Here is a 20,939-nt window from a genome sequence, read left to right as displayed (position 1 = left end):
ATGAAGATTGCAATCATTGGCGCCGGTGCGCTCGGTAGTGTGATTGGATTCCACCTCGCGCCTGTCATTTCGATCATGCTCGTAGATTCGTGGGCTGAACACATTGGCGCGATCAACGCATCCGGGTTGCGCTGCGCCTACGATGGCGGCGAAACCACCCGTTCGATCCCAGCGACGACTGACCCGGCGAGTATTGAGCCGTTTGATGTCGCGCTTGTTACCGTCAAGTCCGCTCAGACCGCTTGGGCCGCTGAGACAGCCGCGCAGCTCTTGAAATCCGGCGGGGTAGCGTACACCTTGCAAAATGGGCTAGGGAACGCCGAAGTGTTGAGCAGGCGGCTAGGCCCATTGCGCGTCGGGCAAGCAGTCACCACGCTCGGCGCAACCCTGCTTGGCCCCGGACGGGTTCGCCTCGCCGGTCGCGGGCCAACCACCTTTGGCGCGGTACCGTCGCTCAGCATCGCCTACGCACTCGCCAACACGTTTCGCACCGCCGGTTTGCCGGCTGGGGTTGCAACCAATCTGGACAGCTTAGTGTGGGGGAAACTGATTGTGAACGTCGGCATCAACGCGCTTACCGCGATCCTGCGCGTTCCCAACGGTGCCTTGGCAAGCGTGCCAGCAGCATCCGCTCTTGTCCGGCAAGCCGTAGAGGAAGCGGTGGCAGTAGCCCGCGCCGCCGGCATTACACTGGCTTTAGCCGATCCCGTTGCCGAAACGCTGGCTGTGGCCCAAGCGACTGCTACGAACCGATCGTCAATGTTGCAAGACATCTTGCGCGGCGCACCCACCGAAATTGACACCATTAACGGCGCCATTGTACGCGAAGGACGCCGGCTCGGCGTGCCAACGCCGTTCAACGAAATGTTGTGCAATCTGGTTAAGGCATTAGAAGCGACGGCGCCGTTACGAGTGCAGGAGACGTAGCTGGCATCCGGTCAAGGTCAACCAAAAACCGGTGGACAGCCTCGTCTACGCTCATCTTGCCGGCGATCACCGGATCGTAATACACCGGCACAAAATCGAACAGAAACGAGCGCGCCATTTCCAGCTCGCGCACCATAATCTGGGCAATCGGCCCACAAGCGGGAAGCATCACCGCGCGCGCAGCGTGCAGCGTAGCAGTGCGATCATACGTCACCCGCACAATCTGCGCCTGCCAACCGTGCTGGTCGAGGGTCAGACGAGCGTAAGCGGCCCGCCAGTCGCCATCAAAGGGCAACCCAACCGACCCTACATTCACCACCAGCGTCTGCTCAACCCACCGGGTGAAAGGCATATGGGTATGAGCTGTGCAAAACACCGCAGCATGCGGATCGATCTTGGTCTGCAATTCGAGCTGAGAGTGCGAGGGTAAGAGGCCATCACGATCGTGATGGATCGAACCGTGATAGACCATTACCGTACCACCCGGTGTTTCTAACGCCAAACTCGTGGGGAGCGTCTTGACCTGCGGCAACAGATCAACCACTTCCTGATGTGTCCAGATAATCGGCCCCTGTAATGCGCGCTTACCGCCCTGCGGCGGATGGCCTATGCTCAGATCGTGGTCATAACTGAGGATATAGCCCTCATGATTGCCGCGCAACACATGCCAGCCTCGTTCCCGCTGCATCTGCAAGGCTAGCTCAAGGCAGGGGCGTGGTTGCGGGCCACGATTGATGATGTCACCAGCGATGATGACCGTATCAGGCTGCCACTGCTCAATATCGGCAATGACTGCACGAAAAGCAGCTAAATTCGCATGAATGTCGGCAAGAACAGCTATGTTTATGTTCATCGGTGTGTAACACCCTCCGTATCCATGTGCTCCTCATTCCCCAGTCGCTAGTACCCTCACCCCCCGGCCCTCCCCCTGCGGAGGAGGGATCCGACTCCTCCCCCTAGCGGGGAGAGGCTAGGAGGGGGCCATATCCCTAATCACCACCCTTCAAGTAGTGTACCATGGTCATGGAACCGTCTCAGGAAGGAGCTGCCATTGTGTTTAGCTTCGGACGCGCTTTGGGTGCCGAACCAGCCTTTGCCGCTCAGCGCGAATGGCTAGTGACGAACGGGATTGGCGGCTATGCCGCTGGAACTATCGCTGGAACGCTTACACGCAGTTATCACGGTTTGCTGATTGCTGCGCTCGAACCGCCGCTTGGCCGGGTGCTAACGTTAGCCTCGCTCGATGCGTATGTGAGCTATCTCGGCCAGACCTTCGATCTCACCACCCACCGGCGCACCGGCCAGTCCGCCCGCGCTTGCCTATGGCTCGAGCGTTGGCGGCTGGAAGGAACCACGCCGGTGTGGGAGTATGCGCTGGCCGATGCGCTGCTCGAACAGCGGATCTGGATGGCGCCCGGCGCCAACACCACCTACATTCGCTACACCGTCTTACGCGCCTCAGCCCCGCTCTCCCTCCGGCTCGACACCTTGGCAACGGCGCGTGACCATCACGCAGTGGCGCAAGTAGGCGACATTCCCTTGCAAGCCGAGCCAATCGCCAACGGGTTGCGGATATGGCCGCTGGCCGGCGGTCGCCATCTGCGCTTGCTCAGCGATCGAGGAACCTTCACCCCGCTCGGCGGCTGGCTCACCGATCTTTATCTAGCCATCGAAGCTGAACGTGGCCAAGCAGCGATCGACAACCTGCGCCGGGTTGGCCGGCTGACCACCACTCTCGCGCCGGGAGAGTCGCTGTTGGTCGTCGCCACCACCGAACCTTCAGCTACCCTCGACAGCGAGGCAGCGTGGAAGCTGCGCGCCGATTATGAAGCCGCGTTGTTAGAGCGAATTGACTGGACGGATGACCCATTCGTTCGCCAGCTCGCACTGGCTGCCGATCAGTTCATCGTCGAGCGGCCAGTGCCCGGCGGGATGCGCGGACGCACCATCATTGCTGGTTACCCGTGGTTTACCGACTGGGGCCGTGACACGATGATCAGCTTGCCCGGCTTGACCATTCCCACTCGCCGGCCAGAGGTTGCGGCGGATGTCTTGCGCACCTTCGTCCGGTTTGTTGATCGCGGTATGCTGCCCAATCGCTTCCCCGATGAAGGCGCAGCGCCCGAATACAACACTGCGGATGCAACCCTCTGGCTGTTCGAAGCGGTGCGTGCCCACCATGCCGCTTTTGCCGACGATGGTCTGCTCGCCGAACTGTTTCCGACCCTTGAAGAGATCATCGACTGGCACGTGCGCGGCACGCGTGATGGGATCGGGTTGGATCGTGGCGATGGCTTGTTGCGGGCCGGTACACCGACCACCCAATTGACGTGGATGGACGTGCGCGTGCAGGGATGGGTGGTCACGCCGCGTTCTGGCAAACCGGTTGAGATCAACGCACTCTGGTATAACGCTTTGCAGAGTATGGCCGGCTTTGCCCAACGGCTATGCCGCCCGTCCGAGCGGTATCAGGCGATGGCAGCGGCGGCGCGCGCCGGTTTCAACCGATTTTGGTATACGAACGGCCAATACTTGTACGACGTGATCGACACTCCTAACGGGTTCGATGCGACGCTCCGACCCAACCAGATCATTGCCGCCAGTCTGCCGCACAGCCCGCTCGACCGTGGCCGCCAACAGGCAGTTGTCCGCGCTTGCACCCAAGCCCTGTTGACCAGCGTTGGTCTGCGTAGCCTCGATCCGGCCCATCCCGATTACGCACCTCGCTACACTGGACCACTCTTGCAGCGCGACGCTGCCTACCATCAAGGCACGGTCTGGGCATGGCTGCTCGGCCCGTATGCTAGCGCCGTCTATCGGCTCACCGGTAATCGAGCCACCACCCGACGGCTGCTCACGCCGCTGCTCGATCACCTCAGTGATGGCTGCATCGGCACCATTAGCGAAATCTTCGACGGCGACCCGCCCCACCAGCCGCGCGGCTGCTTCGCCCAAGCGTGGAGCGTGGCCGAGGTCTTGCGCGGGTTGTATGAAATCAGGTAGCAGCGGCGTGCCGAGCCATCTCACTTTCGCCCGCTGACCACAAACAACACTAGGCGAGGGTCGGGTTCGGTGATAGAGCTGGCTGTTAATGGCAGACCGGCATACGCTGCTAAATCGGCGCTATCAATCAACGCCGCCTGCGCCGGTTCAGCGCCGTCGAGCAGATAGGCCTGCACTTGCGGCGTGGCAAAACCTGCGCCAGCCAGCAAGAGCGTCCACGTATCGGCCAAGCCATCAGCGGGAGCGAGCGGCAACACCGACGGCAGGGCGGCCAGTAACGCTGGCGGATGGCAGTGCATGCGCACCCAATACTCGCCCGCCGTCGCGATCAGCAGCATCCCGCCGGGCCGCAATACCCGCCACAACTCGCGCAAGGCTTGTTGCCGATCGGCAAAGAGTTGCAGCGCAGCCACACACCAGATTAGATCGACGCAGCCATCGCGCAACGGCAACGCCTCGGCAGCGCCGGCAATGGCAGCCAAGGCCGATGCTGACCGCAACGCAGTTACATCGCGGTCGATACCAATCAGCAGTGCATCAGCGGCACATTGCTCACGCAGCCACTGAGTTTTGGCGCCGTCGCCACAGCCAACATCAAGCGCGATGCGCGCGCCGGCGGGCGTGGCGGCGAGCAGGGCGTGGCGAATGCGCGGCAAATAGGGTTCGTGCAACAGTGGTATCATAAGGCGTGAAGGGGGCAAAGGCGCACAGTGATAAAACGCTGATGCGCAAAGGGATTGGATAGTTGATCAAACATAACCGCATTGCAACCTGCCATCGCTCGGCGGCGTAGCACTTTGGCGGAATACACACCCGTATGCAGCAACCAATCACCATCGTACAACTCGCCGCACTACACGGCCCCAACATCTACCGCCCGCAACCCGGCGTGGTCTTGCGGGCCGTTGCTAGCGCCGACCACAGTGAACGGCTCCGCAGCGCTATCAAAGGCGGTGCGCTGGCGATCGGGCTGGTCATTGCCCATCTGCACGTCAGCGCGCAACCACGATCAGACGATGTGCTGCTAAGCGCCTTCTTCACCACCAACGAACCGGAGTTCGGCGCCGAATTATGCCAGTACGTGATCGATGGCATGAACGCCGAAATCACCGGCGACGAGACGTGGGATCCCGACGAGCCGCTGCTGGCGTTGCACGACCGCCGCCAAGCGCAGGCATTACCGGTCGCCGCGCTACAACTGATCGCCAATGCTCGCCGGCACGATCTTCCGGCCACGGTATTGCCCGGCGGGCGCTTGCTGCTGGGGTATGGCGAACGGAGCTGGACAGTGACGGTGGCCGATCTGCGGGCCGCACCCGACCTGCAACCGCCGTGGTCGCAACTGGGACGCATCCCGATTATCGCTGTCACCGGCGAATGCTACCGCAGCTATGCCGTCGCCGAGCAAGCCGCCCGTTACCAAGCCCGTGCAATCGACCAAGCTGATCGCGCTGCAGTTCTCGCAGCGCTGGCCGATTCTACTTGCGCAGCGTTGGTGATTGGGTTTGCCACTGATAGCCTGTTGCGCGAAGGGTTGCCCTTCGATCGCTGCGATCTCGCGGTGATCACCGACCGCACCGGCCCGCGCCCGCCCGCCGCTTTCGATGACGACGAATGGCTGAAGGCATTGGGATTGCCGATGCTGTGCAGCACTGCCCCCACCTTAATCAACCTCACCGATCCGGCGTTGCACGCCTTGTTAAGCTATGCGCCCAATGGGGTGATTGGGTGGGGCGGGTATGCAACGAGTGATGGGTAGGAGCCGCCCGGTTGGTTGGCTCCTCCTGTGGTTGTTCTACTCGGTAAACCGGTCGGTCACCGCGCCAAGGCTAGCCGAGGAAACCAGTTTAGCATATTTGGCCAGCACGCCACGAGTATAGCGCGGCGGACGCGGTTGCCATGCTGCGCGCCGTCGGGCTAGCTCTTCGTCGGAAACGTTGAGCTGCAAGAGGCGCGCATCAGCATCGATAGTAATGCTATCACCCTCTTCAACCAACGCGATCGTGCCGCCCACCGCCGCTTCCGGCGCGACATGACCGACGACCAAGCCGTAGGTGCCGCCAGAGAAGCGCCCGTCGGTAATCAGACCGACGCTATCACCCAACCCAGCGCCGATAATCGCTGAGGTTGGCGCCAGCATTTCGCGCATGCCGGGGCCACCCTTCGGCCCTTCATAGCGGATAACGACCACATCGCCGGCTTTGATCTTCCCGCTCAAGATCGCCTCAAGACACTCCTCTTCGGCGTCAAAGACGCGAGCCGGGCCAGTGATACGGCGCTGCTTGATGCCGGTAATCTTGGCGACACAACCCTCTTCGGCCAGATTGCCGCGCAAAATGGCGAGATGGCCCTGCTCGTAGATCGGTTGCGAGAAGGGGCGGATCACATCCTGATCAGCCGGCGGCTCGTCGGGCACATCGGCCAGCACTTCGGCGATCGTCTGGCCGGTAACAGTCATACAATCACCATGGATGAGGCCAGCGTTGAGCAACATCTTCATCACCTGCGGTACCCCGCCTACCCGGTGTAGATCGGTCGCCACATAGCGGCCCGACGGTTTCAGATCGCAGAGCACCGGCACGCGCTGGCGAATGGTCTCGAAATCGTCAATGGTCAACGGCACCTCAGCGGCATGGGCAATCGCCAGCAGATGCAAAACGGCATTAGTTGAACCACCAAGCGCCATCACCACCGCAATCGCATTCTCAAACGATTTGCGGGTGAGCATTTGGCGGGCAGTGCGATTGGCCCGGATCGCTTCAACCAGCACCTCGCCTGAGCGCGCTGCACTCATCGCCTTCTCTTCGTCTTCGGCGGCCATCGTCGAAGAGCCGGGCAAGCTCAGGCCCAACGCTTCAATCGCCGACGACATTGTGTTGGCGGTGTACATCCCGCCACACGAACCGGCGCCGGGGCAAGCGTGGCGCTCGATCTCAAGCAGTTCGTGCTCGTCGATCCGGCCGGCGCTGTATTCACCGACCGCCTCAAATGCGCTGACAATGGTTAGATCGCGGCCTTTGTAATGGCCGGGTTTAATGGTGCCGCCATAGACAAAGATAGCCGGAATATCGAGCCGAGCCATAGCAATCAAGGCACCGGGCATATTCTTGTCGCAGCCACCCACCGCGAGAATGCCGTCCATGCGTTGAGCATTGACCACCGTTTCAATCGAATCGGCAATCACCTCGCGGCTGACCAGCGAATACTTCATGCCTTCGGTACCCATTGAGATACCATCGCTGACGGTAATCGTGCCGAATATCTGCGGCATACCACCGGCGGCGCGAATAGCCTCTTCCGCGCGAGCAGCAAGCGCACCTAACCCTGAGTTACACGGGGTCAGTGTGCTATGGCCATTCGCCACTCCCACAATCGGCTTGGTAAAATCCTTGTCGCCAAACCCGACCGCGCGCAGCATTGCCCGATTGGGCGAACGCTGCGGGCCTTCGGTGATCATGCGACTACGGCGGTTATCGCTCATCGCGAGCCTCCTCAATGCGTCTGAACCGGATACATAGCGTATTGTAACGCGATTTGGATTTGGCGACGCAATGGAGGAATGTTTGGTCAAACATGGACAGAGCTGCACTGACGTGCAGCTCTGCGCGATGATAACATCCGGCGGGATCTTGCCCCCAATTAATCACTAATCTTCGTTGCTTCTTCCCACAACGCCACTGGCGCCTCGCCGCGCCCGACACCCCAGTAGGTAAAGCCAAGACTGCGCATCTCGCGCGGATCGTAGAGATTGCGCCCGTCGATCACCACCGGCTGGCGCATATAGCGCTTGATCCGATGCCAATCCAACTGCTTAAACTCATTCCACTCAGTGACGAGCAACAGAGCATCGGCGTCCTTAGCTACATCGTAGGCGGTCGCAGTAAAGGTCACGGTCGGCAACAACTCTTCGGCCCGCGGCATCGCGACCGGGTCGTAAGCCTTCACCCGCGCCCCTCTCTTGAGCAACGCATTGATAATATCAACGCTCGGCGCTTCGCGCATGTCGTCGGTATTGGGCTTAAACGACAACCCCAACACACCGATCAGACGGCCAGTCAGATCGCCTAGCACCGTCTCGACCTTCTTGACAAACCGCTTTCGCGCATCGCTATTGATATCCATCACTGCCTGCAACAGTTGCGGGTGGCAGCCGGACGAGGCAGCCATGTGGTAAAGTGCCAGCACATCTTTGGGGAAGCAGGAGCCGCCATAACCAATGCCGGCTTCGAGGAAGTGGGGGCCAATCCGCTTGTCGGCGCCCATACCACGGGCCACTTCACGCACATCAGCGCCCAACCGCTCGCAGATCTGGGCAATCTCGTTGATAAACGAGATACGGGTAGCGAGGAACGCATTCGAGGCGTACTTAATCATCTCCGCCGTGCGCAGATCGGTGATAATAATCGGCGCGCCGAGGGTTTCGTGCAACGCCGCCACCCGCTGCGCCGCTTCGCGATTCTTTGCCCCCAGCACGATCCGGTCGGGTTTGAAGAAGTCGCTCAGCGCGCTGCCTTCACGCAAAAATTCAGGGTTTGAAACAACATCGAATTTGACATCAGGGCCAGCGTGCTCGGCGATGATGTTTTCAACCATATCACCGGTGCCTACCGGTACAGTACTCTTGTCAATGATAATCGAACCTGAGCGTAAATGCTTGCCGATACTGCGCGCCGCCGCTTTGACATAGGTCAGATCAGCCGACCCGTCTTCACCCATCGGCGTCCCTACCGTAATGAAAATGAACTCTGCGTCAGGAATGCCGACCGCATAATCATCAGTAAAGCGCAACCGCCCCGCGCGCATATTCCGCTCTTGCAACTCTTCGAGACCGGGCTCGAAGATCGGCGATTTGCCGCTGCGCAGCAGTTCGAGCTTGTGCAGATCAATCTCGATGCACGTAACCGAGTGGCCAAGATCGGCGAAACAGACGCCGGTCGTTAGACCTACATACCCGGTACCTACCACACAAATGTTCTTCACGATCGTGTCTCCTTACGTCAGCGTGGATAGCGACCCGATCCACGGCATTTTACTTATTGTTGTACGCAACAGACATGACATTTCGATGAATAATGCTGCACCCATTGATAACAAAAGCTCAGAGGGCGACCTCAGTCCCTAACCCTAATTCATGAGCGCGTTGCAACGCTAACGCCGCCACCGCGAGATCCTGCACTGCATTCCCCACCGACTTGAAAAGCGTTATCTCATCGGCGGCGGTGCGTCCGGCAACCATCCCGTTCACTAATTCGCCCACCTCACCGATACAATGCTGTTCATCAATGAGGCCGGCGGCACGCGCTTGGATCAGATCACCGGCTTCGGCCCATGCCGCGTGGCGCTGATCGACGAAGAGTCGGCTGCGCGCAACCAGCGCCGGCGGGATCTCGGCCATATCCGGGCGATACGCGCCGATAGCGTTGATATGGGTACCGGGCCGCACGAGATTGGCGGTGAAGAGCGGCGTGGCGCTACTCGTAGCGGTACAGATCACATCAGCTTCTGCAAGCGGCATCGTTGGATCGGTCGCAATCCGAATATCACCGCGAAAACCCTCGCCGCGCAGACGCGCAGCAAGAAGGGTTGCCCGATCACGGGTTCGATTGACAATCCAGACATTATTGATTGCGGGCCGCACAGCCAGCACGGCTTGCGCTTGCGGCAATGCCTGTGCGCCGGCGCCGAACACCACCAGCGTGCGCGCATCGGGGCGGGCCAGCCAGCGGGTCGCCACCCCTGACGCCGCGCCGGTGCGCAACGCGGTCAGGTACGTGCCATCGAGCACCGCCAGCGGTCGCCCGCTCGCCGGATCGAAGAGCGTCACGAGCGCGTAGATCGTTGGTTCGGCACGATAGATATTCTGTGGAAAGACCGAGACGGTCTTGAGGCCGAGCGCTGGTGAATCGCCGCCCAGCCGCCCGGGCATAAAGAAGGTTGTCGCGGCATACGCGGGGGTTGCAATTGCGGTACGTAGCGGAATGTCAGCTTCGCCGCGCGCGAGCATGCCAAAAGCCTGCTCCACCGCATCAATCGCTGCTGTCATCGGCACGGCCTGTGCGACATCAGTCGCCGAGAGAAATCGCATGCCCACCTCCTCGTTGGTCGTGCGAACCGTAACCGCCTCTTATCATACGACAAAACCGGCACGGATGGGAATCTATGCCGGTTTTAGGAGCCGTTGCAATGCAACGGCTTTACCATGTAAGATTATCAAATCGCGATCCGTGTGCCACACCTATGCCTGCGCCGGCTGATCACTCTCGGTCTCAGCCGGAGCAGGAGCCACCTCATTGTCGTTGATCCGGCGCAGCGACAGCCCCATCCGCTGGCGCTGGCGATCGAGGCTAATTACGCGCGCGGTGACTATCTGGCCGGGTTGCAACACATCACGCGGCTGCGTCTGCGGATCGGCGTCAAGCTCGCTGGCGTGGATCAGGCCCTCAACCGCCTCCTCTACCTGCACGAAAGCACCAAACGGCGTCACATTCGTCACCGGGCCGGTCACCAGTTGGCCGAGCGTATAACGCTGGTCAATTGTTTCCCACGGGTTGTTCTGCAACTGGCGGATCGACAGACCGATGCGCTCGCGCTCGCGGTCAATCTCGACCACAACCACCTTGACCTCTTGGCCGGGTTGGAGCACCTCACGCGGATGATTGACCCGCTGCCAGCTCAACTCGGAGATGTGGGCCAAGCCATCGGCGCCGCCCAGATCGATAAACGCGCCGAAATTGGTAAGCTGGTTGACCCGCCCCACCAGCACATCACCCGGCTGCAACTCGGTGAGCAAACGATGCTTCTGCGCCTTGCGCCACTCTTGGGTTGCCGCCCGCTCAGAGAGCACCAACCGGTTGCGCTCGCGATCAACCTCGATCACCTTGAGCGGAATCTCCTGATTGACCATCTTTTGCAGCGCTTGCTGCCGCTCATCAGCAGCGGTACGCCCGTGCAGTTGCGCCACCTGCGACGCCGGCACAAAGCCGCGAATGCGGTTGAACTGCACCAACAAACCGCCCTTGTTGAAACCGATCACCTTGCAGCGGGTAATGCCACCATCGTGGAAGAGCTGCTCGGCTACTTCCCAGTCCTTCGCCACCTGCACCATCGTAAGCGAGAGAATCAAGTCACCGTCGCGGTTTTCCGGCTCTTGTACATACACTTGAACCGTATCGCCAACTTTCAGCGAGTTGATGAAATCATCACCCATCTGGCGCAAATCTTGAGCCGGAATCACGCCTTCACGCTTGGTGCCAATCGAGACCAGAACACCACTCTCTTCGATGTGCATGATCAAGCCTTCGCGCAGCTCACCGCGCTGGGGACGGGCATAATCATACTCATCGAGCAACTGGGTCCAATCCAGATCTTCCTCGTTCTGCCGGGTCACAGGGTCGGGCTGGACAGACATGCTACAAAGCCTCCTCAAAGAGATTTAGTTTGTCTCAACTGCCGCGGCGGCGCAAAAAGAGCGCGATCCGGGTCGTGCGGTGGTACACGTCAGGTCGCGCAAAATGCTTTGTGTGCAGATCGCTACGCTGGCGCGAGCCGCCGGCTCCGCAGGCTGGCAAGTGCTCCAAGGCCGTCGTACCGTTCCAGTCGGTGGAGTTGACCGTCGCGGAAGTCGAGACTTGTTTTACAATGGCGGCAATTATAGGCGATGATGGTGAACCTGTCAACATTTTCACAAGCCGGGCAAAGGGTGTTTGCCTTATTTTAATGAACGATTCTGGCATGGCATTCATCTTTGTGTTTCTGGATGGGGTAGGATTAGCTCCATCTTCACCAACCAATCCGCTGGCGAATGTGCCGATGCCGACGCTGCAAGGGTTGCTTGGCGGGCCATTGACGGTTGAGCAGATCGGCGATCGCGATGGAGTGCTGCTTGCGCCGCTCGATGCTTGCCTAGGGGTGGAAGGTCTGCCGCAAAGCGGCACTAACCACGTCGCCTTGCTGGCTGGCGTCAACGCACCGGCGCTGCACGGGAGACACCAACCGCATTTTCCGCCGGTGGCGCTGCGCCCACTATTGGCCGAACGCTCGCTCTTCCGGCGCGCGCAAGCGGCGGGGAAGCGAGTAGCGTTTGCCAATGTCTTCACCGCTGGCTACTGGCAGGCGCTAGCCGCCCGCCGGCTGCGCCGTTCGGCGAGTGTGATCGCTGCCGAGGGTGCCGGTCTCTATCTGCGCAACCTTGACGATTTGCGGGCCGGGCGCGCGTTGAGTTGGGATATTACCGGCGAGGGATTGGCAGCGCGCGATCCGGAGGCAGCGACAATCGCGCCGGTTAGCCCGCAAGAGGCCGGTGAGCGGCTGGCGCGTTTGGCGAGCGACTACGATCTGGTCTTTTTCGAGAGCTTTTTGCCCGATCTCGCCGGCCATGGCCGGCTTGACCCTGACGGCGCTGTTACCGCGCTCACCCGTATTGATGGTTTGCTGGCCGGTTGGCTGCGCGCGCGCCGGCTAACCGACAGCTTGCTGATTGCGTCGGATCATGGCAATATCGAACAGGCGGCCACCACTACCCACACCACCGCGCCTACGCCGCTGTTGGTGATCGGGCCGCACGTCGGCTATTTCCGCCATGTGCGCCGGATTGATGAAGTGGCCGATGCGATCTTGGCCGCGTTGGCTAACATCTAACACGAGGAAGCTATGCAACAAAAAATCCGCGTCCTGTTCGTCTGTATGGGCAATATCTGCCGCTCGCCAATGGCCGAAGCCATCTTCCGCCATTTGGTCGAGCAAGCCGGTCTCAGCGATCAGTTTGAGATCGATTCAGCCGGCACCGGCGGTTGGCACGTCGGCGAGCCACCGCATCCGGGGACGCAGCGGGTGCTGGCCCGCCATAACATTTCGACCGCCGGGATGCGGGCACGGCAGGTGCGCTCGGCTGATATTGATCAGTTTGACTACATTTTGGTGATGGATCGCGAGAATCTGGCTGATATAGGCCGTTTCCACCCCAAAGCGCGCGAACGGGCTAAACTGTTGTTGAGTTTTGCGCCGGAATTAGGGGTCACTGAGGTGCCCGATCCCTACTACAACGGTCGCTTCGAGGAAGTGTACCAGTTGATCGAGACGGCGTGCCGCAATTTGTTGGCCTACATCCGCGAACGCGAGGGGGTGTGACGTTCGATCACAAACACGAGTTCGTTGGGCAATTCGATCACGCGCGGCGACCACCCTTCGGCGGCGGCTAGGGTGTCCATGTAGCCGCGGTAGGTCGTCGCCATGCCCACATTGCGCCCGCCCAAGCTGCGGGTGGGGAACGAAACGACGAGCCGGGGAGCTTGGATAGCGCGCAGAAGATCGGCGCCGGCGCCGCGCCGTTGCTGTTCGAGCAGCGGGATCGTTTTCAAGACGAGCGCGACATCAGCCGCTACTGGCGGCGGCCCCGCGATTAAATCGCAGATGCCGGCTGCTCCCTGCACGCCGAGCAGCGGCAGGGCTGCGTGCAAAAACGCGCAGAGGGCGGTGTCAATATCGTAAGCAGCGTACCACGTGGTTGGGGACAAGGCCATCCACGGGATGGCGAGCGGATTAAGCCCGCAGCCAAGGTCGAGCACGCGCTGCGGCGGTTGGCCGCCAAAACACGCCGGGTAGAGCTGGGCTAGCGCCGGCAAGCGCTCGCGGGTCGAGGCGTGCTTGGACAGCAAGCGCCGACACACCGCTTGGCGGGTTGCCTCGTTTGGCGCTGATTGCAATTCAGCGAGCCACTGTGCATACTGCGGCGCGCGATCGGCATAGGCGCCGATCATCTGGTGTAATTCGGTCTTGGTCGCTTTGATCGCCGCTTTCAGCGATGGATAACGCTGCAACGCCGACCAGCCCACCCGTTCGATCACCTGCGGATCAATGGTACGGTAGTGCGCGCTCGCCTGCACGGCGGCGATCAGTTCAATCAATTGATCGTCAAAATGTGCCATACGTGTCTGTACCGCAGAGAACGCGAACGTTTGCTTGCCCCTAGCAGCGCGTCATGGAGTTTACCACAGAGGGCATAGAGGGAGGAGGGTATGGTCGCTCTTTCTGACACCTCTGGGCCTCTGTGTTTCGATGGTTCATCCGTTAGCGCAGAGGAAGGAGTAGGGTGTGCTTGCTTCGCTTGCGGCACTTCGTACCATGCCTTAGCCACGCTTGTGGCTTGCTGTCGAGTTCATCACACCTCACCCGGTTGCGCTGCGCTCCGTTCCCGCCGAATCAATTCCATCACCTGCGCCATAAAATGCAAGTTATGGATCGTCGCCAATCGCAACGCCAGCGTCTCACCCAGCTTGTGCAGGTGGTGCAGATAGCCAAGGCTATAGCGACGGCAGGTAAAACACGCGCACCCCGGCGAAATCGGCGTATCAGCCTTGATATGCTTACGATCGGCAAGGTAGACATAGCTAAACCACTCGCCGGTCAAGCGAAAGCCGGGCCGCTGCGGGTCAGCAGTAAAGGCCAGCAAGCGACCCTGCCGGGCATCGCGGGTCGGCAGCGCGCTATCAAAGATATCGTAGCCCATCCGCGCGCAGGCCACCACACTGGCCGGATGGCCGACGCCGAGCGCATGCATGGGAAACTGGGCCGGAATCTGCGCGCGGGTAAAGGCGAGCGTCTCGCTCAGCAACTGACCTTGGGCATCGAGCGGCCAGCCGCCGAAGCCGAAGCCATCAAACCCAATCTCAAGCAACGCCGCTGCGCATTCAGCCCGCAACGCCAAATCGCCGCCGCCCTGCACCACCGCAAACAGCAACGGCGGCGGCCCGCTGCGCTTTTGCTGGGCAACTTGCCGGTCAAACTCCGCGCGGCACCGCCGCGCCCAGCGGATCGTCCGCTCGACCGAACGGCGCTGCTCGGCAGGCGAATCATCAACATGCGTGCAATCATCGAGGCAGATCACAATATCAGCGCCATAGCTCAGTTGCAGTTGAATGCTCTTTTCAGGGGTCAGTTGAAAGCGTCGCTCAGCGCCTTCCGGTTGAAAAACTAAACCCTGATCCGAAATCCGGCCTTGCTTTGGATTATTCCGGATCAGCGAATAGGCCTGAAAACCGCCGCTATCAGTCACAATTGGCCCATCCCACGCCGCCATCCGGTGCAACCCGCCGAGCGCAGCGATCGTCGAACTACCGGGTCGTTGCATCAGGTGGAACACATTCATCACCAACGCCGTGATGCCGGCCTCAACCAAATCACGGCTATCAACGGCGCGCACCGTGCCAAACGTAGCATCAGGCAAAAAAACCGGCAAGGCTAATTGGCCATGGTTGAGGGTCAGCGATATAGACATATTCCTAACAATAATCTAGAGTTGAAATTTAGTATATGATGCGCTATACTGTCGCAGAAGCATACTGAATCTGATTCCTTATTTGTACCGGTTTCGTCTGCCGCGTGTGCAGCTACAAGGTAGATGCATCATCTACTTTGCTCGGCATTGGCTCTCATGACCGGTCACAAAGAGAGAATCAAAGGCAAAAAGCAAGTTTCTACTTGTAGAATGGAGCGACCAATGTCCGACATCACCAAAAACCTACTCAATGTTGACCTTCGCCAAGGCGTAGTGCCAATCTCGAAGGCAGCATCATCGCTCGCCGCGCTGATCAAGCGCTCACAGGCCACCCACCAGCCGATTATTGTCACCCAGAAGGGCTATCCGGCTGGGGTCTTGCTCGATGTTGAACTGTTTACCGCCCTGCGCGAACTGGCCGAGCGCTATGAAGCTGAGCGCAACGGCCATAGCGAGGGCGCCGAGTAATCAACTGCCGGCATATTACCACACACAAGCGCAGCCGTAGATCGTTATGGCTGCGTTATGTTTTTTGATCACGGATGCTAGAGCGAGCACACCGGCAAAGAAACGCCACCACTGTGCAGCAAAATCGCCAGTGTGTTACCAACATCTCAGAATCCCAACATTCTTCTAACACTCGACCTCATTGATGTTCGTCGCATCAGGAAGCCATAAAACACCATACAGGGATCCTTGCTCCAGCCACTTGCACGTTTTACCGACCTGTGCTATACTCTCAACCGAAATCAATCCCCAATAGCTCAATGGTAGAGCAGCTGACTGTTAATCAGCGGGTTCCTGGTTCGAATCCAGGTTGGGGAGCCACAAAATGTTCCATCAGAAACACCCGGCGATATTTGCCGGGTGTTTGCATTTTGTACGAGGGCACCCACGCCGGGCAGCGCCACCGCAGGCAGGCTGAGCCATCACGTTGCGATCGCCGCTGTTCCTAGCGCATCCACCCGCTTGGTCGGATCAGATGTGCATTACGAGGCTGATCGAGCCGGGGCCCAAGATCGCTACCCCCTCGTAGATACACATCCCGTATGATAAGAGTTGGTGGGAGGAGACCACATACGTTTATAGATTTATATGAGCACTCCATATCATTGCAAAAAGCTGAGAGACTTCACTGGCTGAAATGAGCTTTATTGTCCCCTTTCTGCTACTAATGAACCAGCAACCACAGTCGCTTTGCTACCACGGCTGGCGGGTATCCGCTCAGTAAGAAATCTGACCAGACCACCTGCGCTGAGCTACAAGCGGCTCGATCCAGCGAATGGCGCAGATGGCAGGTACATCGAAAGGTCACGCAACGCGCGGCTTTGTTTGTTTTTGGTATCATATCGGTCAATGTGACAGATCGCCGGTTGCGCCATCATGAAGCCGCACCGTCGCGCGGCTGTTATAGAATGGATCGCACTGTGAGGCACCGGTTATGGAGCCGCACCGCCGTGCGGCTGCACACGATTGATCGCGTTGTGATGGACAGGAATATGCCATGCACCCCGATGAATTTCGTCGCCTTGGCTACCAAATCATTGATCTGATCGCCGATTACCGCGCCACCATCGCTAGACGCCCAGTCTGGTCGCAGGCCCATCCCGGCGAATTGCGCAACCAGTTGCCGGCTGCCCCGCCCGAACAAGCCGAACCGCCAGAAGTAATTTTGGCCGATGTCGAGCAGCTCATCATGCCGCGCCTATCGAATTGGCAACACCCGCGCTTTTTCGGCTACTTCCCGGCCAACGCCAGTCTCGCTTCGCTGTTGGGTGATATGCTGAGCGGTGGTTTGGGCCAGTTGGGGTTGAATTGGCAGGCAAGCCCGCCCCTCACCGAGCTAGAAGAGCTGACGACCGATTGGATGCGGCAGTTGTTGGGGTTGAGCGAGGCATGGCGCGGAGTGATTCAGGATACGGCCAGCACCAGTACCTTGGTGGCACTGCTCTGCGCCCGCGAGCGGGCCAGCGACCATAGCCAAGCGCGTGGCGGGTTGCAGGCGCTACCGCAGCCACTGGTCGTCTATACCTCAACTCAGAGTCACAGTTCGGTTGAGAAGGCGGCGTTGCTGGCCGGCTTTGGCCGCGATAATCTGCGCTTCATCCCGGTTGACGAAAGCTTCGCGATGCGTGTTGATGCCCTTGAGGACGCTATTGCTGCTGATCGGGCTGCTGGACGAACGCCGTGCGCCGTCGTCGCTAGCACCGGCGCAACGGCGACTACTGCCTGCGATCCACTTGAACCGATCGGCGCAATTTGCCAACGCGAAGGGGTTTGGCTGCACGTTGATGCAGCAATGGCCGGCTCGGCGATGATCTTGCCCGAATGTCGCCACCTTTGGCAAGGGATCGAGCAGGCCGATAGTCTGGTGCTGAATCCGCATAAATGGCTAGGAGCGGCGTTCGACTGCTCTCTCTATTACGTGCGCGATCCGCAGCATCTGATTCGAGTGATGTCAACCAACCCTAGCTATTTGCAGACAAGCGCCGACGGCGCTGTTACCAACTACCGTGACTGGGGCATCCCGCTGGGCCGGCGCTTCCGCGCGCTCAAGCTCTACTTCCTGTTGCGCTGCGAAGGGGCCGAGGGCTTGCGTGCCCGCTTGCGCCGTGATCTTGCCAACGCCCGCTGGCTGGCTGCGCAGATTGATGCAACGCCGCAGTGGCGGCGACTGGCGCCGGTGCCGTTGCAGACTGTCTGTGTGCGTCATGAGCCGCCGGGTCTTGCCGGTGAAGTGCTTGACCGCCATACCTTGGGTTGGATTGGCGCAATCAATGCTAGTGGCGCAGCTTACTTGACGCCGGCCATCCTCGATGGCCGTTGGATGGCGCGGATTAGCATCGGCGCTGAACCAACCGAGCATGCTGATGTGGCTGCGCTGTGGGAGCTGATGCAAACGGTGGTGAATAGGTTATAGGAAAGTAAGATGATAGCGAGAGTATGCCTTCGGTAACGGCTTGTGATCTGAACCCCCTCATCGCCTCCGCGTAATGACTGCTGGGTACCTCACCCCGTGCCCCGCACACGATGGATGGGTGGCATACCCTCCGCCCTTATCCCGGGTGTGGGGCGCAGCAGTGCTGCACCCCTCCATTGGTGACCGGCATTGCCTATACGTCGCCTTTGGATAATGACTGCTGACCATCATTCCCTTTCCCCGCTCCCTAGTGGAGAGAGGGAAGCACTGATGCATTTACTGGTCGATGTTCGCCATCATCCCTAGGGGGAGAGGGCACGAGGTGCAAGGTACTATGCCCCGCATACGACGGAATAGACGGTAACACACGCCGAACCTATACCGTTCACGGGGTGCGGGGCGCAGCGCTGCTGCGTCCCTTTGCCACGCGGCTCTGCCATGCATTGAGATCGTAAACAGCCAACGCATTCGTAAAAATCTCTACCGTCTTGTCATCGACCGTCGTGACTGAAACGTAGTATGGCACTCCATCAGCCACCCATGCCATCGTGATCAGACCGGGATCGACTACCTTCACCCCCCGAGCACCACGGAGGAGATACGGTTTTACTCGATCACTCCCCTCAACCGGCTGATGTTGTTCCCACACGGCGCGGGCCGGGGTACCGCCGCCGATCGTGATCGTGGCTGTACCACCCCGAGGGCGTAGCGCAACCAGAAAGCCTCGTTCGTCGGCAAACGGGGTTGGGTCTGGCAACACTTCGTAGTCATCGGCGAAGGTAGGTGGCAAGAGGTACTGAACGTGTACCGGCGCATCAGGTGGGGCAAGCACCGGTTCGGGAATGAATGACCGACCACAGCCAGCGAGGATCAAGACAAGCGTTAGCAAGAATATTCGTTGGCGCATACAACGTCATTCTAGTTTAGTTTTGAGCAAGAGAACGAAACCAGTGACAGCGAGACTGCCACTGGCTATGATACCGCAATGCGATGTGAGGGCGAGCGGGCGATTGAGGCGAGAGGGTTTAACGCATGCTTAAGATCTATTGACGATCAGCGGCAACACTATCTCCCTCACGCACGGATTGCCCCCGCTCAGCCATGCATCGCGCTGAAGCAGGAGATTGCTGCGGTCGGGCGGCATCCAGCCGTGCTGGATACCGCCGCTCCCTCGCAATGACAGGGAAAGTAAAGCATATCATAAACTGAAACGAGCGCCGATGATACAGCTTGACACCGCATCTTCGGCGCTCGCCGTGGTCAACGACATGCTACAAATGGATCGGCGCGCCATGCACCAAGGCATGGGCCGCTTCACCGATCGCTTCGTAGAGCGTCGGGTGGGCATGGATGGTTTGCATCATGCTCTCGCCGGTGGCCTCGTGGCTGAGAGCAATGCCGCCTTCGGCGATCATTTCGGTGACGCGCGGGCCGATCATGTGAACACCCAAGATTTCGCCGTACTGGGCTTCGGCGACCAGTTTCACAAAGCCAAAACGAGTCTGGCCAAGCACGCGGGCCTTGCCATTGGCAGAGAAGGGGAACTTGCCGACCTTGACCTGATAGCCGCGCTCGCGAGCTTTGGCTTCGGTCAGGCCGACGCTGGCGATTTCGGGATTGCAGTAGGTGCAGGCTGCAATCTTGCCATAATCGATTGGAGTGACGTGATGACCAGCCATATGCTCAACGGCCAGAATGCCTTCGGCACTAGCCTTGTGGGCCAGCCACGGCGTGTTGGTAGTGCAGTCGCCAATCGCGTAGATGCCCTCGGCACTGGTGCGGAGGAAGCCGTCGGTCTCGATAAAGCCACGGTTGTTAACCTTCACCCCAACCTCTTCCAAGCCAATGTTCTCGGTGTTAGGGGCGATACCGATCGAGACAAGCAGCTTCTCGACTGCGATCTGCTGCGGTTTGCCGGCGCTATCCATCACTGTCACGACCACCTGCTCACTGCCCACATCAATGCTCTCGACCTTGGCGCCAGCCAGTGTCTTGATCCCACGGCGCTGAAAGGCTTTGGTCAACTCGGCGCTGACCTCTTCGTCTTCGTTGGGCACAATCCGCGGCAATGCTTCGACTACCGTCACTTCGCTGCCGAACGAGCGGAACATCGAGGCGAACTCAACCCCGATCGCACCGGCGCCAATCGCTAATAAGCTCCTCGGCACCGCCTTCAAGTTGAGCATATCGGTCGAAGAGAGCACCCGCTCGCCATCGAACGGTACACCGGGGAAAGGACGCGGACGACCACCGGTGGCGACGATGATCTGCTTGCCCGCCAGCACCCGCTCGCCGCCTTCGTTCAACTGCACATGCACTTGGCCGCGCCCGATTAGCCGGCCCCAACCCGCCACCACGTCAACCTTGTTCTTCTTCATCAAAAAGGCGACGCCGTCAGTGCTCTGTTTGACGACGGTATCTTTGTGCTTCATCGCGCCGGCCAGCTCGAAACCGACATTCTCGGCCAAGATGCCAAACCGCTTGGCCTCTTTCACCTCTTCGAGCAGATCGGCGCTGTGGAGCAACGCTTTCGTTGGGATGCAGCCGATATTGAGACACACACCGCCGAGCGCATTGACCTCAACAACTGCTGTCTTCATGCCCAGTTGGGCAGCACGGATAGCGGCCACGTAACCACCCGGCCCTGACCCAAGCACAATCAAATCATACACTTGCTCGCTCACGGAACAACCCTTTCATTTCTGACAGCGGCACTGCCACCGTCTACGCCGCTGGAATGGCCTCATAGTAATGATGGGTAGGATAATAAACGCAAAGACGCAAAGGTGCAAAGAGTTTATGATGAACACACAGTAA

At 59.6% G+C, this 20,939-nt stretch carries 17 protein-coding genes and 1 tRNA gene; 8 read left to right on the top strand and 10 right to left on the bottom strand.

The window, feature by feature from the left end; genetic code table 11:
- Positions 1–927 (top strand): ketopantoate reductase family protein, encoded by a 927-nt coding sequence (locus Q1A59_RS16135; protein WP_298405057.1) that lies wholly within the window; start codon positions 1–3, stop codon positions 925–927.
- Here the strand turns inward: Q1A59_RS16135 and Q1A59_RS16130 are convergent.
- The gene (locus tag Q1A59_RS16130) at positions 881–1,780 is read right to left on the bottom strand and encodes a metallophosphoesterase (protein ID WP_298405060.1); all 900 of its coding nucleotides are present in this window, start codon (positions 1,778–1,780) and stop codon (positions 881–883) included. The genes Q1A59_RS16135 and Q1A59_RS16130 overlap by 47 nt on opposite strands.
- A gap of 200 nt (positions 1,781–1,980) precedes the next feature.
- On the opposite strand from Q1A59_RS16130, the gene Q1A59_RS16125 reads away from it, so the two are divergent.
- Positions 1,981–3,930 carry an amylo-alpha-1,6-glucosidase gene (locus tag Q1A59_RS16125; RefSeq protein WP_298405062.1) on the top strand — a complete coding sequence of 650 codons (1,950 nt, stop codon included), beginning with the start codon at positions 1,981–1,983 and terminating at the stop codon, positions 3,928–3,930.
- A 20-nt stretch (positions 3,931–3,950) separates the two neighbouring features.
- Here Q1A59_RS16125 and Q1A59_RS16120 read toward each other — a convergent pair whose 3' ends face one another.
- Positions 3,951–4,601 (bottom strand): class I SAM-dependent methyltransferase, encoded by a 651-nt coding sequence (locus Q1A59_RS16120; RefSeq protein WP_299645235.1) that lies wholly within the window; start codon positions 4,599–4,601, stop codon positions 3,951–3,953.
- A 146-nt stretch (positions 4,602–4,747) separates the two neighbouring features.
- Between Q1A59_RS16120 and Q1A59_RS16115 the strand changes: the two genes are divergently transcribed.
- Entirely contained in the window at positions 4,748–5,689 is a 942-nt protein-coding gene (locus tag Q1A59_RS16115; RefSeq protein WP_298405065.1) for a DUF4938 domain-containing protein, read from the top strand.
- Between the two features lie 36 nt (positions 5,690–5,725).
- Here the strand turns inward: Q1A59_RS16115 and ilvD are convergent, their stop codons facing one another.
- From ilvD to Q1A59_RS16095, 4 genes are all read right to left on the bottom strand, one after another.
- Positions 5,726–7,411 carry a dihydroxy-acid dehydratase gene (ilvD, locus tag Q1A59_RS16110; RefSeq protein WP_298405067.1) on the bottom strand — a complete coding sequence of 562 codons (1,686 nt, stop codon included), beginning with the start codon at positions 7,409–7,411 and terminating at the stop codon, positions 5,726–5,728.
- A 158-nt stretch (positions 7,412–7,569) separates the two neighbouring features.
- Entirely contained in the window at positions 7,570–8,910 is a 1,341-nt protein-coding gene (locus Q1A59_RS16105; protein ID WP_299645234.1) for a UDP-glucose/GDP-mannose dehydrogenase family protein, read from the bottom strand.
- Positions 8,911–9,028: 118 nt separating this feature from the next.
- The gene (locus Q1A59_RS16100; protein ID WP_298405070.1) at positions 9,029–10,015 is read right to left on the bottom strand and encodes an ornithine cyclodeaminase family protein; all 987 of its coding nucleotides are present in this window, start codon (positions 10,013–10,015) and stop codon (positions 9,029–9,031) included.
- Positions 10,016–10,165: 150 nt separating this feature from the next.
- Complete coding sequence (locus Q1A59_RS16095) at positions 10,166–11,338, bottom strand: 30S ribosomal protein S1 (RefSeq protein ID WP_298405072.1); 1,173 nt, start codon at positions 11,336–11,338, stop codon at positions 10,166–10,168.
- A 323-nt stretch (positions 11,339–11,661) separates the two neighbouring features.
- Here Q1A59_RS16095 and Q1A59_RS16090 point away from each other — a divergent pair, with 323 nt between their 5' ends.
- Together Q1A59_RS16090 and Q1A59_RS16085 are read left to right on the top strand one after the other, a co-directional pair.
- Entirely contained in the window at positions 11,662–12,567 is a 906-nt protein-coding gene (locus Q1A59_RS16090) for a metalloenzyme (RefSeq protein ID WP_298405074.1), read from the top strand.
- 12 nt (positions 12,568–12,579) lie between these two features.
- The gene (locus Q1A59_RS16085) at positions 12,580–13,056 is read left to right on the top strand and encodes a low molecular weight protein-tyrosine-phosphatase (RefSeq protein WP_298405076.1); all 477 of its coding nucleotides are present in this window, start codon (positions 12,580–12,582) and stop codon (positions 13,054–13,056) included.
- Here the strand turns inward: Q1A59_RS16085 and Q1A59_RS16080 are convergent.
- Positions 13,029–13,853: a 16S rRNA methyltransferase gene (locus tag Q1A59_RS16080; protein ID WP_298405078.1), complete on the bottom strand. Its 825-nt coding sequence runs from the start codon at positions 13,851–13,853 to the stop codon at positions 13,029–13,031. The two genes, Q1A59_RS16085 and Q1A59_RS16080, sit on opposite strands and share 28 nt — an antisense overlap.
- A gap of 233 nt (positions 13,854–14,086) precedes the next feature.
- Positions 14,087–15,202, bottom strand: coding sequence for a tRNA guanosine(34) transglycosylase Tgt (locus Q1A59_RS16075; protein WP_298405080.1), 1,116 nt, complete (start codon positions 15,200–15,202; stop codon positions 14,087–14,089).
- A 222-nt stretch (positions 15,203–15,424) separates the two neighbouring features.
- Between Q1A59_RS16075 and Q1A59_RS16070 the strand changes: the two genes are divergently transcribed.
- The 3 genes from Q1A59_RS16070 (at position 15,425) to Q1A59_RS16060 (ending at position 18,122) form a co-directional block, all read left to right on the top strand.
- Positions 15,425–15,670: a type II toxin-antitoxin system Phd/YefM family antitoxin gene (locus tag Q1A59_RS16070; RefSeq protein WP_298405082.1), complete on the top strand. Its 246-nt coding sequence runs from the start codon at positions 15,425–15,427 to the stop codon at positions 15,668–15,670.
- 285 nt (positions 15,671–15,955) lie between these two features.
- Positions 15,956–16,030: transfer RNA gene (locus tag Q1A59_RS16065), tRNA-Asn, on the top strand.
- A 676-nt stretch (positions 16,031–16,706) separates the two neighbouring features.
- Positions 16,707–18,122, top strand: a complete 1,416-nt coding sequence (locus Q1A59_RS16060; protein ID WP_298405084.1) for an aminotransferase class V-fold PLP-dependent enzyme — start codon at positions 16,707–16,709, stop codon at positions 18,120–18,122.
- Positions 18,123–18,507: 385 nt separating this feature from the next.
- On the opposite strand, the gene Q1A59_RS16055 is transcribed toward Q1A59_RS16060, so the two are convergent.
- Together Q1A59_RS16055 and lpdA are read right to left on the bottom strand one after the other, a co-directional pair.
- Complete coding sequence (locus Q1A59_RS16055) at positions 18,508–19,029, bottom strand: hypothetical protein (protein WP_298490580.1); 522 nt, start codon at positions 19,027–19,029, stop codon at positions 18,508–18,510.
- A gap of 364 nt (positions 19,030–19,393) precedes the next feature.
- The gene (gene lpdA, locus Q1A59_RS16050; RefSeq protein WP_299645233.1) at positions 19,394–20,806 is read right to left on the bottom strand and encodes a dihydrolipoyl dehydrogenase; all 1,413 of its coding nucleotides are present in this window, start codon (positions 20,804–20,806) and stop codon (positions 19,394–19,396) included.
- Between the last annotated feature and the right edge of the window lie 133 nt (positions 20,807–20,939).

The organism is uncultured Chloroflexus sp., from assembly GCF_937951745.1.
Taxonomy (GTDB): Bacteria; Chloroflexota; Chloroflexia; order Chloroflexales; family Chloroflexaceae; genus Chloroflexus.
This window is presented reverse-complemented; position numbering and strand designations above follow the sequence as displayed.